Source organism: Bacillus sp. FJAT-45350, from assembly GCF_002335805.1.
Taxonomy (GTDB): Bacteria; Bacillota; Bacilli; order Bacillales; family NISU01; genus FJAT-45350.
Window position 1 is genome coordinate 3,071,849 of the sequence record NZ_NISU01000001.1, and the last position, 17,024, is coordinate 3,088,872.

The window sequence follows — 17,024 nt, forward strand, 5'->3', positions numbered from 1 at the left end:
AGTAAAATATCATAATATTAGAGCATATTCAAAAATAATAGCAATGAGTTTGCTCATTGCTTAACGTTTGTTCAATTGAACAAACTCTATTCTTACATAAGAAAGGGTTATTATATGATTTTATTACAATGTGTAAACCTAACAAAATCATTTGGTGCTGAACCAATTTTATCAAATATCAAATTAGAAATACAGTCAAGGGAACGAGTTGCTCTTGTAGGTAGAAATGGTGCTGGTAAATCAACTCTATTAAAAATTATTTCTGGACAAACTTCATATGATTCAGGAGAAATTGTTACACCTAAAGGAATTAAGCAAGGTTATCTAGCACAGGATACAGGACTTGAATCGTCTCTCTCTATATGGGATGAGATGCTTACTGTGTTTGAACCACTAAAGAAAATGGAGAAGCAACTCAGACGATTAGAAGAACAAATGGCAAATCCGGATACCTTAGCTGATGAAACAGCATATAGCAAATTACTTAACGAGTATGACAAGCTACAGATTACCTTCAAAGACCAAGGTGGATATCAATACGAAGCAGATATCCGCAGCATATTATCTGGTTTAAACTTCGGCTCATTTGATTACTCTACAAAAGTTTCTACTCTAAGCGGAGGACAGAAAACTCGTTTAGCTTTAGGTAAGCTTTTACTGACAAAGCCCGAACTGTTAATACTTGATGAGCCAACCAACCATTTAGACATTGAAACGTTAACATGGCTTGAACAATATTTATCTAATTATGACGGGGCCGTACTTATTGTCTCACATGACCGCTATTTCCTTGATAAAATTGTCACGATTGTGTATGACCTATCAAGAACAAAGGCAACAAAATACCACGGTAACTACAGTGCTTATTTAGAAGAAAATGCAAAACGCTATGAAATGGAGCTAAAGCAATTCGAGAAACAGCAAGGTGAAGTCGCTAAGCTTGAAGATTTCATTCAGCGAAACATTGCAAGAGCCTCTACTACGAAACGTGCACAAAGTCGTAGAAAGCAATTAGAACGAATGGATTTACTAGATAGACCATCTGGAGACAGTAAATCAGCTTCCTTCTCCTTTCAAATCTCAAAACAAACAGGTAATGATGTATTGAAAGTTGACCATGCTTCTATTGGATACGATGGACAGCCTGTATGCTCGAACATCACCTTTGAAGTAAAAAAAGGCGAAAGTGTCGCGCTCATTGGTCCTAATGGTATCGGAAAATCAACTTTACTTAAGGCAATTACCAAGCAACATCCATTCTTAGATGGTGACGCTCGATTAGGTAGTAATGTCATGATAGGATACTACGACCAGGAACAAGCGAATCTAAATACAAGAAAAACAGTTTTACAAGAATTATGGGATGAATATCCACTAACTCCAGAAAAAGAGATTCGCACCGTTCTCGGCAATTTTCTCTTTAGTGGTGACGATGTGTTAAAGACAGTTTATGATTTAAGTGGTGGCGAAAAGGCTAGATTGGCACTAGCAAAGTTAATGATGCAAAAGGCAAACTTCCTTATATTTGATGAGCCAACAAACCATCTTGATATTGATAGTAAGGAAGTATTAGAATCAGCATTAATCGATTATCCTGGTACATTGCTTTTCGTCTCACATGACCGTTACTTTTTAAACAGAATTGCGACTCGAATTATCGAGCTCTCTTCCACTAGTATGACAAACTACCTTGGAGACTATGATTACTATGTTGAGAAGAAAGAAGAAACTAAGCAGTTAGCTGAGTTACAGAATGAAGGAGAAGCTGATCGCAATTCAACAGAAAAAGAAAAATCTGATAAAGTTGGGTTTCAACTTGATAAAGAAGCAAAACGTAAAGAACGACAACGGATACGACGAATTGAAGAAATTGAACAAAAGATCGAACAACTAGAGACAAGTATTAGTGAAAACGAAGAAATATTGTGTGACCCTGATGTGTTTCAGGATCACGAAAAAACCCTCTCAATCCAAGGGCAGATTGACGAGGCAACTAGTGAACTAGAGAATTTAATGGAAGAATGGGAAACACTACAACTTGAAGAATAGTCATTCCCATCCTCATACACAAAGCTGAAAGACATCTAAGTTTGATGACTTTCAGCTTTTTTTTCTATCATCCAATAGTAACTAGCAGCTACTATTAGAAACATTGAGGTCGCAGCAGCTACTACTCCTGAATCATTTAAAAGTAATAACGCTACAGACGCAACAATACTTCCTTGTAACACGTTCTTCTCTGCTGTCTTTGTTACGATTCTCTTTTGCATCCAAAGAACAAACCCCACTAATATATAGCTTGTCACAAAGAGCTGAGTCCAATTTGAATACTTGAATATCTTCCAGTTCATCGCTAGCTTTCTTTTTATTACATCAAAAGCATAATAGAAATCCCCAGAAAAAATTCGTTCAAATGCATATCCGATATGTGTCATCTTTCCAGTCACTTGCAACAGAAAAAGAAAACCAATCAAAGCTACTAGTGTTGTTCCTCCCAAAATCATGAGAAAAAAAAGCTTTTTGTTTGCAAACGTTCGATAAAGCATGAAGCCACCTGTGATACCAGCTGCTAACGTCGCCCCAGCATTTGTACCTAGCTGACTTGATCCTAAAAGAAGTAAAGTAACGAAAGTCCAAACAATAATTACTACGCGCTTTATCCATACATTCTTTTGCCTTAGTATCGGTAATAGCATGAGAATACCCGATACTATAAATACACCTGCATATTCGTTCCCGATACCATAATATCTTGCACCAATGATGGGATCATAGCCTAAGTAGGATCTCTGCATAAAATACGAGCCATTCATTAAATCAATTGTAATCAATAGAAATGTAAAAGCACCGAGATAGGTTAATGGAGTCTTTAAATACCTAACAAAAAGATAACCTGTTATTAGGGATGCAAGCGTCATAACCCAAAAGTAAGCGCCTACTTGTATGTACTTAAGAAGGTGAGGTGTTACAAGTAACCATATAGGAGAGCTTATCGCAGCTACCAATAAAATTCTTGCAACCCCTTTCCACCTTTCACTTGATTTGTTTCTCCAAATAAATAGGCTCGTACCGACTAATAAAATCACTAACAACGTAATATAACTAGGTAAGACAATCCCTCTAGTTCGAAAAATGGTGAAAATCCAATCCATCTGCTCAACAATTTCTGTTTGTGAATAAGTTGGAGAACTTTCATGAACAATAGGCTGTCCAATCATCTCAAGTGGTGTTGTTATTCCAAAATAAGATAGGATAAAAGGTGCTACATCCACATTACTCACAACAGAGCTCTGTCGTGTAGTATTTGAAGTGAGAAAAGTTCGCTCCCCCTCATATCGATTATCCCAAATCCAGATTGGTGCTAGCCTTTTCTTTTGTTGATAAGCCTGTTGATTCATCATCGGAGACAGAAATAATACTGTACGCGAAGAAGTAACTACTTCGGATAAAAAATTCTCTAAGTGTAAGAGACGCTCCTTATATTGTGTTTGGAATTGACCTTCTGTCATATTCTCCTTTTCCTGATAAAGACGGTGGAAGTCTCCCCACTCAAGAACAAAAAAAGACGAATCATTCTCTCCTTCAACAGCTAATAATGTATCAATAATGACCTGTTCATTCATTTCAACTCCCATTGGCGCATGAGTGTTATCCCTAACCCCTTCTTGTAATTGCCCCAATGTGTTTCCCTGTGTATCTATTGTAAAAAGTGAACCGTATCTTACTTTTTCTGTCGATAGATCACTATTCCCCATAACAAAAGGGGCAACACCATACTCTTTTAAGTGTTCTCCTACTAACCCAATTTCCGCTCCGTAAGTAGTGAGATGATTTTTTTCTCTTAACTTGTGAAAAAGAGGATGAATAATATCTGTCTGTGGATAATCCCCTGTCCATTGAAGATAAACTTCATCCACAAGTCGCTCATTAAAGTATTCACCCTTCATAAAGGCATTCCAGTCTTTAATTCCTGTACCTCTTGAACCGGAACTAAGTGAGACTACGCTATTTATGTAAGAATAGGCTCCATCCGGTCGTATATTCACACCTGCTAAAGAACCTTTATCCCAAATCTCTATCTCTTCCCCTTCATTTAATAGCCACTCTACTTCTTCAAAGGAGAATTCTGGTACTAAAATGAGAAGAAAGTGTTCCTTTTCTACTTCTGCATACACATTTTCCACAACTATATATGAGAAGAATAAGACTAATAGAAACAATAATCGCTTCTTCAATAGTAAACCTCTCCAGTTTTTATTAAAATTTTCTGACATATCCACAGTATCCACATAGATATCCACAGTCTATTTGCCTATTTTTACGCTAAAATAAAAGTTATCCCCTTTATCCACAGATTTGTCCACATTTATTTATAAACAAATAAAATAGCTTTATATCAGTCTTAATTTAAGTTATTCACATTATCCACAATAAGTGTGTGGAGTGTTCTCCACAACATAAAAAAAACCTTCTCTCATCTTTTCCGTGAGAGAAGGTTTTTAAACGCTGATTACGCTAATTCTAAGCCAGGCTGACCATTTAGACGATAATCAGCAAAGTCCTTTTTATTAAATTGAATGCTGGCAGCAGCTCCTATCATAGCTGCATTATCTGTGCATAACGATAGCGGAGGAATAACTAGATCAATGTCAGTATCTTTAAATGTTTCTTCTAACTTGTTTCGTAGCCCTTTGTTAGCAGCCACTCCCCCTGCTACTAGTAGTTGCTTCACACCGTATTCCTGTACTGCTTTTTCTGTCTTTGTAACAAGTACCTCGATTACACTCTCTTGAAAACTAGCTGCCAGGTCTTCTTGGTTTATTACGTTACCTTTTTGAGCAGCATTATGAAGAGTATTTATAACAGCCGATTTCAATCCACTAAAACTAAAATCATAGGAATCCTTTTCTAGCCATGCTCTCGGTAAATCTATAGTCGCTTTCCCTTCATGAGCCAAACGATCTATATGAGGACCTCCAGGGTACGGAAGCTTAAGAGTACGCGCCACTTTATCATATGCCTCCCCTACAGCATCGTCACGAGTTTCACCTATGACTTCATAATCTCCGTGCTCTTTCATAAATACTAGTTCTGTATGTCCCCCTGAAACAACAAGAGCTAATAAAGGAAACTGTAACTCCTTTACAAGTCGATTCGCGTAAATATGCCCCGCGATATGATGAACCCCAATAAGAGGCAGGTCATGTGCATAAGCAAGAGCTTTTGCTGCATTAACACCTATTAACAAAGCACCTACTAATCCCGGTCCATGTGTTACTGCTATTGCATCTAAATCTTCAAATGTGACTTCAGCCTTATTCATTGCTTCTTCAATGATATATGTAAATTGCTCCACGTGGTGTCTAGAAGCTATCTCCGGTACAACACCACCAAAGCGTTTATGGCTTTCGATTTGCGACGCTACGACATTAGATAAAATTTCTTTACCATCTTTAATTATCGCTACAGAAGTTTCATCACAACTCGTTTCAATAGCTAATATTTTCTCTACTTTCTTCATTTAATACCACCCACATCACTAACGCATCTTCAAAGTTATCCGTGTAATACTTTTTTCTGATTCCACCTGGTTTAAAGCCTAATTTTTCATATAGCTTCTGTGCAACCACGTTCGAAATCCGGACCTCAAGCGTCATTTTTTTTGAACCGTACACTTTTGCAAGCTCCATCGCATGTAATAATAATGCTTCACCAAGCTTTTTGCCTCGATACTTAGATAAAATCGCTATATTTGTAATGTGGGCTTCATCTATCACTATCCACACACCACAATAGCCGATAATTTCACCATCAGCTTCGATAACTAAATACTGCGCAAACTGATTATTTGTCATTTCATTATAAAAAGCCGTCCTACTCCAAGGTACAGTGAACGAATCTTCTTCGACAACTAAGACTTGGTCGATATCATCAACCGTCATTAGTCGAATTGATACTTCCTCAGTCATTGCTGCCCACCTTGCCCTCTTGTTCAGCAAGCCAGTTCGCTTCTGCCTCAGCTAACCTCAAATATTTTGGCACAAATTGGTGGACATCACCTGCTGGTTCACGTTCTAGTGCAAGCATTGCAATTTCAGAAGGGCGCGGGTTTCTTTGACTTCCTACACCAAACTTAGCTTGGTCACCAAGTACGTCTTGTATCGTCTGCTGATGAATTGATAGGTCATTTCCTAAGAATAATACTTGCTCTTCTTGTTCCTTTATTTGTTGAAGCCAATCCTCTAATAAAACCAATCTATCTTCCCACACTTGAGTCACTTGATTCCCTATGGAACGATATAATCCAGTAAAGACTTGTCCTCGTCTAGCATCAAAAATAGGTGAAACACTACCTTGAAAGTAACGACCATTTTGAGCGAGGGTTTCAAGACTTGAAACACCAACAATGGGAATATTTAACGACCACGCTAATGTTTTCGCTGTAGTCACCCCTATCCTGACTCCTGTGTAGGAGCCTGGCCCTTCAGCTACAACAATCCTTTCTAAATCCTTTGGCTTCATCCCTACTTCTCTCATTAATTCGTCAATAGCAGGCATTAATCGTAGGGAATGATTTTTCTTTATGTTAGTAATCATTTCCCCTAGCACATTTTCCCCATCAACGACAGCCACTCCCATAATGAGATTTGATGTATCAATAGCTAACGTCTTCATTTTTCTAACTCCTTACATAACATAATGTAACGAGAACCTACAGGCTCTATCGTTATAATTCGATTTTCCTCTCCTTGATGACTTATTTCTATCATTAGACGTTCCTTTGGTAACTGGTCTTGAATCATACTTGGCCACTCAATAACGGTTACTCCTTCTCCTTCAAAGTATTCATCAAACCCTAAATCCTCATCACTGTCCTCAAGACGGTACACGTCCATATGGTACAGAGGCATTCGTCCTTTGTATTCTTTTATAATTGTAAATGTTGGGCTATTGACTACTCTCTTTACACCTAGTCCTTTAGCTAGACCCTTTGTGAAGCTTGTCTTCCCTGCTCCAAGGTCACCTTCAAGAGTAATTACATCATTTGGTTCTAGTAACCCTGCTATTTTTGTTGCTAACGCCATTGTCTCCTCAGGAGAGTGACTTTCAATTTGTAGTTTTCCCATTTTTCCACCTATCCATATTAACGATTAAAATGATTATAACCTTTTTTCTCTAGCAATAATAACTTTTGATTATGTTTTAGTTTTACTTGAGCTTTTCCTTTTTGGACTTCACCAATTTTTGTAATTTTAAAATTTGCAGTTTCAATTTCGTTCTTTACTGATTTCCAATCACTTGAAGACATTGCCCCAATCAATTGAAAATCTTCTCCTCCAAACAACGCATATTCCATTCGTTGTTCGAGGCTATATGTAGATAGTTCCTTGCTATATGGAAGCTCATCTGAATCAATGACAATTGTTACATTACTTTCTTCAGCTATTTCGTTTGCCTCACTAGCGACACCATCACTGACATCATTAAGAGCTAACCGAATGTCACTTTTCGCTAAAATTCTCCCAATTTCAACTTGAGGTCTAGGCTTTTGATGAGCTTTAACCAGGTTTTTTTGTTCAGTAGTAAAATCACCACTTATTCCATTTTCTAAAAGGAGTTCTAATCCTGCACTAGAATCACCTACTGTCCCTGTTACAAATACGATATCTCCAGGTTTCGCCTCTTTACGTAGCAGTCTACGCTCTTTTTCCACCTGCCCTACTACCGTTACACTAATCACCAGGCTATCTTTTGTGGATACTGTATCTCCACCAATTAAATCTACCTTATGCTGATGAGCAAGCTCAGACATTCCTTGATATATTTCCTGTAATTCTTCCTCACTCCACCTTTTTGGAATCGCAATTGAAACGAGGTAATAGAGAGGTATTGCTCCCATTGCAGCTAAATCACTAATATTAACAGCAAGTGCTTTGTAGCCAATGTGAGTTGGCTCCATCGTATCTTTACGAAAATGGACACCTTCCACCATTGTATCCACACAAATGACTTGATCATAGTCTTCACTTGTATGGTAAACTGCTGCATCATCGCCTATCCCAACACGTAACCCTTTCTGGTACGTTCCTTTGGGCACTATGCTTTGTATAAAGGCAAATTCATCTTTCATCAAAACACCTACTTATCTCATCTCTTGTATCTATCATAGCGTATTTCTTTAAAAAAATAAAAAAACCTTAGGAAGTTTTCCTAAGGAGTATGTGTGTAATTTGGTTTTAGAAGCAGATTGATTCTGCGGTTACTCGTCACAAAACCTAATAGTAGATTACTCGAGAATTGTTTTGGTTGCGGGGGACGGATTTGAACCGTCGACCTTCGGGTTATGAGCCCGACGAGCTACCAGACTGCTCCACCCCGCGTTAGTATTATTGAAAAATAGATGACTCTTTGTAGGTTTAGTATGCCTCAACCTTTTCAAGATTATTCATTGAAGATTTTGCATCGAGACAACTCGAAGTTTTTTCAACGGTGCTTTGCTTGTTGCTCCACTCCGTGTTAAATTTTGATAATGTCTCTTCCTCAACTCTACAATACTTAGTATAGCCATTATGATAATGTTTATACATTAAAGATAAAAAAATATGGCAACGTCCTACTCTTGCAGGGGGAAGCCCCCAACTACCATCGGCGCTGAAGAACTTAACTTCCGTGTTCGGCATGAGAACGGGTGTGACCTCTTCGCTATCGCCACCATATTTCATTACTAATTAATAATAACATGAAAGGATAAATTATGCAAGTGATAGCCGCTTATAAATATGCGGCTATGCTACTTCTATGATCTTATACCATTTTATTTTGCTTCTTCAATTGACCGATTGATTTCATCAATAATATCCTTTTCATCCTCTAAGCCAATTGAAATTCTCACTAATTGCGCTGTAATGCCGAGTCGATTACGTATCTCATCTGGAACTGTTCGATGGGACGTACGTAATGGATAAGTGACTGTTGTCTCTACTCCAGCTAACGTTGGTACAATTTTTATCCAATTAAGTGCTTGATAAAATTTTTCGATATCAACATTTTCTCCAAGTTCAATTGATACCATCGCTCCATTGCCTTTTTCACTTACTTCAGAAGGATAGTACACTTTTTCTACATACTGATTTGATTGTAAAGCTTCTGCTACTGCCTTCGCATTACGGGATTGTCTATCCATTCTAACACTTAATGTTTTTAATCCTCTGCATGCTAGCCAAGCCTCAAAAGGGCTAAGATTTGCTCCTAGATTGACAACCTTTGTTTTTGCTTTAGCGACTAGCTCTTCTTTTCCTACTAGTACACCCGCAGTTACATCACTATGACCACCAATATATTTTGTTGCACTATGGATAACTAAATCAGCTCCAATAACAAACGGCTGTAACAGATAAGGTGTAGCAAACGTATTGTCAATCATTGAATAAATCCCATGTTCTTTAGCTAATTGAATTACTTCCTGTAAATTCTCCACTCGTAATAATGGATTTGTAATTGATTCTGTATAAATAAGTTTAGTGTTATCTTTGATTTCGTTACGAACAGTTTCTATCTCTTCAAATGATACAAAGCTTACTTCAATCGCAAAGCTAGGTAGTTCTACTGCAAATAACTGGTATGTACCACCGTATAAATCTTCTGAGGCGATGATATGCTCACCTGAGCTAACAATCCCTAGTACTCCTGCCAATATTGCAGACATACCTGAAGAAGTAGCAATTCCTGCTTCAGCTTCTTCCAGAAGTGCTACCCCATATCCTAAATCATCTGTATTAGGATTACTGAATCTTGTATATAAATATTCCTTTTCTCCACGGTAAAAGCTTTCCATATCATCTAAGTCATTAAAAGCAAAAGCTGATGTTTGGTAAATCGGTTTATTCTTACTTTTGTTTCGTCCATCTTCGTGTTTTTGAAAATGTACATTACGCGTATTAAATCCTAACTTCATATTATTTCCTCCAATTGCTGATTTCGTCCTCAACACCATTTATTTTATCTTAACAATTTTTCTGACAATTTGGAATAACTTTAATCTTAATATGGTATTCATTTAGACAAGGTCAGTAAAATAATGCTTATTTAATGAGGAGTTGATCTTTAAACAGATTAACTCCCTTTCCTATTTTTATTAACGAATATTGAAAGAACTAAGACAATAGTTGCAACAATAAATGCACTAATAAAAAACAATATAGATGGTGTAATGTCTACCGCTCCAGCTAGAAAGGAACCAGCTATAACGCCTAAGGAGAAGAATGCATAAAAGAAACCAAAAGATTTACCACGTTCTTCTTCCTTTGAATTTTCTATCACGGTGGCACTAGCTGAAGGAAATAAGAATGCAAACCCTACTCCATAAACCGCCATTGCTACAAAGGCAAGGGAAATATCAAAAGAAATAGATAACAATAATAAAGACGATACGATAATAAGAAGCCCTATCTTTAATAATGTAGATTTATTTTTCTTATCAAATAACCGGTTGGTCGGTAATACGAAAAAAAGTATAGCTACTAACCCAAAAGTACTTAGTAATAGCCCAGTTATATGAGTTTCTGCTCCAAGCTCTTGAACTTTTAAAGGCAGATTGTAAGTTAACATTCCTAAGGTTAACATTAAAGAAAAAATAGCGATATAAGCTTCTACTAACCTCTTGTTCCTAAAAATCGATGAAATACTTCCCTTTTTTTCAGACTTTTCATTTATCTTCTCTTCTTTTTCAATACCGATTATAGCTAATAAACCAAACAATAACATGAATGTAGCTACAATATAAAATAACCAGACAATATCAAACCTTGCACTAATAATACCTCCAAATGCCGGCCCAACAATAGCAGCAATCCCGACAGCGGCCCCGGAGAATGCCATTGTTTTTCCGGATGTCCGTTCTTTACCTTTAGCTCCTAATAGCGTAAAAGCTGCAGGCACAATTAATCCACCACCAAGCCCATGTAAAAAACGTACAAGTAAAAGTTCTGTTGGATTTGTTACAAATGTATACATGAAAAGAAACAAACTAACGGTAATCATGCCAATAACTAAAATCAACTTCCCGCCAATTCGATCAATCCATTTTCCTGCAAGCATGTTTCCGAGCATATTTGAAAATGAATACATACCAATGATTAATCCGACTATTAATGGACTTGCTCCTACACTTTGCGCAAAAGGAGCGATTATTGGCAACTGAGAAAAAGTATCTATAAAAGCTACAATTATAATAATATAAAGTATGAACAATGTATCTACTCCTATTTAATTGAATATACGAAAAAAGCACCCTCTTAAAGGATGCTTTACATTTACCTAGCAACGTCCTACTCTCGCAGGGGGAAGCCCCCAACTACCATCGGCGCTGAAGAGCTTAACTTCCGTGTTCGGCATGGGAACGGGTGTGGCCTCTTCGCCATCATCACTAGATTCTCTGAGAGTTGTTCTCTCAAAACTAGATAGTGTTATATATGCAGGTCGTCGAATTCATTTCAACCTTAGAAAATTGGATAAGCCCTCGACCGATTAGTATCTCTCAGCTCCACATGTCACCATGCTTCCACCCGAGACCTATCAACCTCATCATCTCTAAGGGGTCTTACTTACTTAACGTAATGGGAAATCTCATCTTGAGGGGGGCTTCATGCTTAGATGCTTTCAGCACTTATCCCGTCCACACGTAGCTACCCAGCTATGCTCCTGGCGGAACAACTGGTACACCAGCGGTGTGTCCATCCCGGTCCTCTCGTACTAAGGACAGCTCCTCTCAAATTTCCTACGCCCGCGACGGATAGGGACCGAACTGTCTCACGACGTTCTGAACCCAGCTCGCGTACCGCTTTAATGGGCGAACAGCCCAACCCTTGGGACCTACTTCAGCCCCAGGATGCGATGAGCCGACATCGAGGTGCCAAACCTCCCCGTCGATGTGGACTCTTGGGGGAGATAAGCCTGTTATCCCCAGGGTAGCTTTTATCCGTTGAGCGATGGCCCTTCCATGCGGAACCACCGGATCACTAAGCCCGACTTTCGTCCCTGCTCGACTTGTAGGTCTCGCAGTCAAGCTCCCTTATGCCTTTGCACTCTACGAATGATTTCCAACCATTCTGAGGGAACCTTTGGGCGCCTCCGTTACTGTTTAGGAGGCGACCGCCCCAGTCAAACTGCCCACCTGACACTGTCCCCGAACCGGATCACGGTCCTAGGTTAGAATTTCAATACAGTCAGGGTAGTATCCCACCGACGCCTCCACCGAAGCTTGCGCTCCGGTTTCCAAGGCTCCTACCTATCCTGTACAAACTGTACCAAAATCCAATATCAAGCTACAGTAAAGCTCCATGGGGTCTTTCCGTCCTGTCGCGGGTAACCTGCATCTTCACAGGTAATATAATTTCACCGGGTCTCTCGTTGAGACAGTATCCAAGTCGTTACACCATTCGTGCGGGTCGGAACTTACCCGACAAGGAATTTCGCTACCTTAGGACCGTTATAGTTACGGCCGCCGTTTACTGGGGCTTCAATTCAAAGCTTCTCCCGAAGGATAACCTCTCCTCTTAACCTTCCAGCACCGGGCAGGTGTCAGCCCCTATACTTCGCCTTGCGGCTTCGCAGAGACCTGTGTTTTTGCTAAACAGTCGCTTGGATCTTTTCACTGCGGCTCTCTCGGGCTTGCACCCTAACAGAGCACCCCTTCTCCCGAAGTTACGGGGTCATTTTGCCGAGTTCCTTAACGAGAGTTCTCCCGAGCGTCTTAGAATTCTCTTCTCGCCTACCTGTGTCGGTTTGCGGTACGGGCACCTCTCACCTCGCTAGAGGCTTTTCTTGGCAGTGGAGGATCAGGAACTTCGCTACTATTATTTCGCTCGCCATCACAGCTCAGCCTTTACGATAAGCGGATTTTCCTACTTACCAGCCTAACTGCTTGGACGCACATATCCATCAGTGCGCTTACCCTACCTTACTGCGTCCCCCCATTACTCAAACGGTGAGGAGGTGGTACAGGAATATCAACCTGTTGTCCATCGCCTACGCCTTTCGGCCTCGGCTTAGGTCCCGACTTACCCTGAGCGGACGAGCCTTCCTCAGGAAACCTTGGGCTTTCGACGGAGGGGATTCTCACCCCTCTTTTCGCTACTCATACCGGCATTCTCACTTCTAAGCGCTCCACCAGTCCTCTCGGTCTGACTTCGCAGCACTTAGAACGCTCCCCTACCACTGACACCTAAGGTGTCAATCCATAGCTTCGGTGATACGTTTAGCCCCGGTACATTTTCGGCGCAGAGTCACTCGACCAGTGAGCTATTACGCACTCTTTAAATGGTGGCTGCTTCTAAGCCAACATCCTGGTTGTCTGTGCAACTCCACATCCTTTTCCACTTAACGTATACTTTGGGACCTTAGCTGATGGTCTGGGCTGTTTCCCTCTTGACTACGGATCTTAGCACTCGCAGTCTGACTCCCGAGGATAAGTATTTGGCATTCGGAGTTTGACTGAATTCGGTAATCCTGTGGGGACCCCTAGTCCAATCAGTGCTCTACCTCCAATACTCTCACCTCGAGGCTAGCCCTAAAGCTATTTCGGGGAGAACCAGCTATCTCCGAGTTCGATTGGCATTTCACCCCTACCCACACCTCATCCCCGCATTTTTCAACATGCGTGGGTTCGGGCCTCCATTCAGTGTTACCTGAACTTCACCCTGGACATGGGTAGATCACACGGTTTCGGGTCTACGACGGCGTACTGTAATCGCCCTATTCAGACTCGCTTTCGCTACGGCTCCGCATTATCTGCTTAACCTTGCACGACATCGTAACTCGCCGGTTCATTCTACAAAAGGCACGCCATCACCCGTAAATGGGCTCTGACTACTTGTAGGCACACGGTTTCAGGATCTGTTTCACTCCCCTCCCGGGGTGCTTTTCACCTTTCCCTCACGGTACTGGTTCACTATCGGTCACTAGGGAGTATTTAGCCTTGGGAGATGGTCCTCCCAGATTCCGACGGGGTTTCACGTGTCCCGCCGTACTCAGGATCCACTCTGGAGGAAACGAAGTTTCGACTACAGGGCTGTTACCTTGTTTCGCGGACCTTTCCAGGTCGCTTCATCTACTTCGTTTCTTTCTTACTCCGTATAGAGTGTCCTACAACCCCAAGAGGCAAGCCTCTTGGTTTGGGCTATATTCCGTTTCGCTCGCCGCTACTCAGGAAATCGCATTTGCTTTCTCTTCCTCTGGGTACTTAGATGTTTCAGTTCCCCAGGTCTACCTCCACATACCCTATGTATTCAGGTATGGGTACCATCCCATTACGGATGGTGGGTTCCCCCATTCGGAAATCTCCGGATCAAAGCTTACTTACAGCTCCCCGAAGCATATCGGTGTTCGTCCCGTCCTTCATCGGCTCCTAGTGCCAAGGCATCCACCGTGCGCCCTTTCTAGCTTAACCATGACAAAACATAATTGCTAATTGCAAATTACGAATTGCTAATTAAAACCTTAAAGGTTCGTCAGCGTGTAATCGCTAAGGCGATTACACTTAAATGAATTCTTGACTTCTCAAGTAAAACTCAATCGATAAACGATCAAATTATACTAGTTGCATATATAAATCACTATCTAGTTTTCAAAGAACAAGGCTACTACATTGAGTAGCTTCTTTGCTGCCTTGCGACGAGTAATCGCAGGAGCAAATGTATTTGTTGAGAGATTTATTCTCTCAAAACTGAACGACAAAAGTCCGAAGCGTCGAACAACACATAATGTGAAGTCCGTCGACTAGAGTTAAATACTCCATAGAAAGGAGGTGATCCAGCCGCACCTTCCGATACGGCTACCTTGTTACGACTTCACCCCAATCATCTGTCCCACCTTAGGCGGCTGGCTCCAAAAGGTTACCCCACCGACTTCGGGTGTTACAAACTCTCGTGGTGTGACGGGCGGTGTGTACAAGGCCCGGGAACGTATTCACCGCGGCATGCTGATCCGCGATTACTAGCGATTCCGGCTTCATGTAGGCGAGTTGCAGCCTACAATCCGAACTGAGAATGGCTTTATGGGATTGGCTCAACCTCGCGGTTTCGCTGCCCTTTGTACCATCCATTGTAGCACGTGTGTAGCCCAGGTCATAAGGGGCATGATGATTTGACGTCATCCCCACCTTCCTCCGGTTTGTCACCGGCAGTCACCTTAGAGTGCCCAACTGAATGCTGGCAACTAAGATCAAGGGTTGCGCTCGTTGCGGGACTTAACCCAACATCTCACGACACGAGCTGACGACAACCATGCACCACCTGTCACTTTGTCCCCCGAAGGGGAAAGCCCTATCTCTAGGGTGGTCAAAGGATGTCAAGACCTGGTAAGGTTCTTCGCGTTGCTTCGAATTAAACCACATGCTCCACCGCTTGTGCGGGCCCCCGTCAATTCCTTTGAGTTTCAGCCTTGCGGCCGTACTCCCCAGGCGGAGTGCTTAATGTGTTAACTTCGGCACTAAGGGCATCGAAACCCCTAACACCTAGCACTCATCGTTTACGGCGTGGACTACCAGGGTATCTAATCCTGTTTGCTCCCCACGCTTTCGCGCCTCAGCGTCAGTTACAGACCAGAGAGTCGCCTTCGCCACTGGTGTTCCTCCACATATCTACGCATTTCACCGCTACACGTGGAATTCCACTCTCCTCTTCTGTACTCAAGTCTCCCAGTTTCCAATGACCCTCCACGGTTGAGCCGTGGGCTTTCACATCAGACTTAAAAGACCGCCTGCGCGCGCTTTACGCCCAATAATTCCGGACAACGCTTGCCACCTACGTATTACCGCGGCTGCTGGCACGTAGTTAGCCGTGGCTTTCTGGTTAGGTACCGTCAAGGTGCCGCCCTATTTGAACGGCACTTGTTCTTCCCTAACAACAGAGCTTTACGACCCGAAGGCCTTCATCGCTCACGCGGCGTTGCTCCGTCAGACTTTCGTCCATTGCGGAAGATTCCCTACTGCTGCCTCCCGTAGGAGTCTGGGCCGTGTCTCAGTCCCAGTGTGGCCGATCACCCTCTCAGGTCGGCTACGCATCGTCGCCTTGGTAAGCCACTACCTTACCAACTAGCTAATGCGCCGCAGGCCCATCTTGTAGTGTTAGCCGAGGCCAACTTTAAGATAACACGCATGCGCGAATTATCTAACATCCGGTATTAGCTCCGGTTTCCCGAAGTTATCCCAGTCTACAAGGCAGGTTGCCTACGTGTTACTCACCCGTCCGCCGCTAACGTCCGGGAGCAAGCTCCCTTCAGTCCGCTCGACTTGCATGTATTAGGCACGCCGCCAGCGTTCGTCCTGAGCCAGGATCAAACTCTCCGTAGAAAGTGTGATATAAGCTCACTGTCACAAACGTGACGTTTCGATTTTAAAAAATCGAGAAAATTAACGAGATGTGTTTACATCTCTTTTACGCTTGGCTTTTGTCTTGTTCAGTTTTCAAAGAACAAATAACTTGTCTTAAATGCAACTTCTTCATCTTATCAGTTCGAAAATACAAAGTCAACACTTATTTTAAATTATTTTATGGTGGGCCTAAGTGGACTCGAACCACCGACCTCACGCTTATCAGGCGTGCGCTCTAACCAGCTGAGCTATAGGCCCATAAACTATGCTCCTGCGATTACTCGTCACAAAACTGCATGTAGCTACTTCTTCAAGATTAACATGACATTATTAAAGTTAGTAGTTTTGGAGCGGGTGATGAGAATCGAACTCACAACATCAGCTTGGAAGGCTGAGGTTTTACCATTAAACTACACCCGCAAAATATGATGGTCGGGAAGACAGGATTTGAACCTGCGACCCCTTGGTCCCAAACCAAGTGCTCTGCCAAGCTGAGCTACTTCCCGATACTGTTTCAATTATAAAACAAAATAAAAATGCTAGCCTTAACCATAAATGGCTTGGTGCGGTCGAGAGGACTCGAACCTCCACGGGGATACCCCCACTAGCCCCTCAAGCTAGCGCGTCTGCCATTCCGCCACGACCGCATTCGGTT

At 41.7% G+C, this 17,024-nt stretch carries 9 protein-coding genes, 5 tRNA genes and 4 rRNA genes; 1 reads left to right on the top strand and 17 read right to left on the bottom strand.

Features of this window, described 5'->3' with window-relative positions; genetic code table 11:
• Positions 1–114 precede the first annotated feature (114 nt).
• The gene (locus tag CD003_RS15515; RefSeq protein WP_096201970.1) at positions 115–2,049 is read left to right on the top strand and encodes an ABC-F family ATP-binding cassette domain-containing protein; all 1,935 of its coding nucleotides are present in this window, start codon (positions 115–117) and stop codon (positions 2,047–2,049) included.
• 35 nt (positions 2,050–2,084) lie between these two features.
• Here CD003_RS15515 and CD003_RS15520 read toward each other — a convergent pair whose 3' ends face one another.
• From CD003_RS15520 to CD003_RS15600, 17 genes are all read right to left on the bottom strand, one after another.
• Positions 2,085–4,235, bottom strand: a complete 2,151-nt coding sequence (locus CD003_RS15520) for a hypothetical protein (protein WP_096201972.1) — start codon at positions 4,233–4,235, stop codon at positions 2,085–2,087.
• A gap of 275 nt (positions 4,236–4,510) precedes the next feature.
• On the bottom strand, positions 4,511–5,521 hold the full coding sequence (gene tsaD / locus CD003_RS15525) for a tRNA (adenosine(37)-N6)-threonylcarbamoyltransferase complex transferase subunit TsaD (RefSeq protein ID WP_096201973.1): 1,011 nt from the start codon (positions 5,519–5,521) through the stop codon (positions 4,511–4,513).
• Positions 5,490–5,969, bottom strand: coding sequence for a ribosomal protein S18-alanine N-acetyltransferase (gene rimI, locus CD003_RS15530; protein WP_096201974.1), 480 nt, complete (start codon positions 5,967–5,969; stop codon positions 5,490–5,492). The genes tsaD and rimI overlap by 32 nt, the downstream gene beginning before the upstream one ends.
• Positions 5,962–6,675, bottom strand: coding sequence for a tRNA (adenosine(37)-N6)-threonylcarbamoyltransferase complex dimerization subunit type 1 TsaB (tsaB, locus tag CD003_RS15535; RefSeq protein ID WP_096201975.1), 714 nt, complete (start codon positions 6,673–6,675; stop codon positions 5,962–5,964). Before tsaB ends, rimI begins: the two co-directional genes overlap by 8 nt.
• Positions 6,672–7,127, bottom strand: coding sequence for a tRNA (adenosine(37)-N6)-threonylcarbamoyltransferase complex ATPase subunit type 1 TsaE (gene tsaE / locus CD003_RS15540; protein WP_096201977.1), 456 nt, complete (start codon positions 7,125–7,127; stop codon positions 6,672–6,674). The genes tsaB and tsaE overlap by 4 nt, the downstream gene beginning before the upstream one ends.
• A gap of 17 nt (positions 7,128–7,144) precedes the next feature.
• Positions 7,145–8,131, bottom strand: coding sequence for a thiamine-phosphate kinase (thiL, locus tag CD003_RS15545; protein ID WP_096201978.1), 987 nt, complete (start codon positions 8,129–8,131; stop codon positions 7,145–7,147).
• A gap of 173 nt (positions 8,132–8,304) precedes the next feature.
• Positions 8,305–8,381 (bottom strand) — tRNA-Met (locus CD003_RS15550).
• 220 nt (positions 8,382–8,601) lie between these two features.
• Positions 8,602–8,717 (bottom strand): 5S ribosomal RNA (gene rrf / locus CD003_RS15555).
• A 98-nt stretch (positions 8,718–8,815) separates the two neighbouring features.
• Complete coding sequence (locus CD003_RS15560; protein ID WP_096201980.1) at positions 8,816–9,955, bottom strand: trans-sulfuration enzyme family protein; 1,140 nt, start codon at positions 9,953–9,955, stop codon at positions 8,816–8,818.
• Between the two features lie 158 nt (positions 9,956–10,113).
• Entirely contained in the window at positions 10,114–11,250 is a 1,137-nt protein-coding gene (locus CD003_RS15565; protein ID WP_096201981.1) for an MFS transporter, read from the bottom strand.
• 64 nt (positions 11,251–11,314) lie between these two features.
• A 5S ribosomal RNA gene (gene rrf, locus CD003_RS15570) occupies positions 11,315–11,430 on the bottom strand.
• A gap of 76 nt (positions 11,431–11,506) precedes the next feature.
• Positions 11,507–14,446, bottom strand: a 23S ribosomal RNA gene (locus CD003_RS15575).
• A gap of 350 nt (positions 14,447–14,796) precedes the next feature.
• A 16S ribosomal RNA gene (locus CD003_RS15580) occupies positions 14,797–16,348 on the bottom strand.
• The 16S, 23S and 5S rRNA genes sit together here with 4 tRNA genes alongside, the layout of an rRNA operon.
• Before the next feature lie 202 nt (positions 16,349–16,550).
• Positions 16,551–16,627: transfer RNA gene (locus CD003_RS15585), tRNA-Ile, on the bottom strand.
• An 88-nt stretch (positions 16,628–16,715) separates the two neighbouring features.
• Positions 16,716–16,789 (bottom strand) — tRNA-Gly (locus CD003_RS15590).
• Positions 16,790–16,798: 9 nt separating this feature from the next.
• A tRNA-Pro gene (locus CD003_RS15595) sits at positions 16,799–16,875 on the bottom strand.
• A gap of 55 nt (positions 16,876–16,930) precedes the next feature.
• A tRNA-Leu gene (locus CD003_RS15600) sits at positions 16,931–17,016 on the bottom strand.
• Positions 17,017–17,024: the final 8 nt, after the last annotated feature.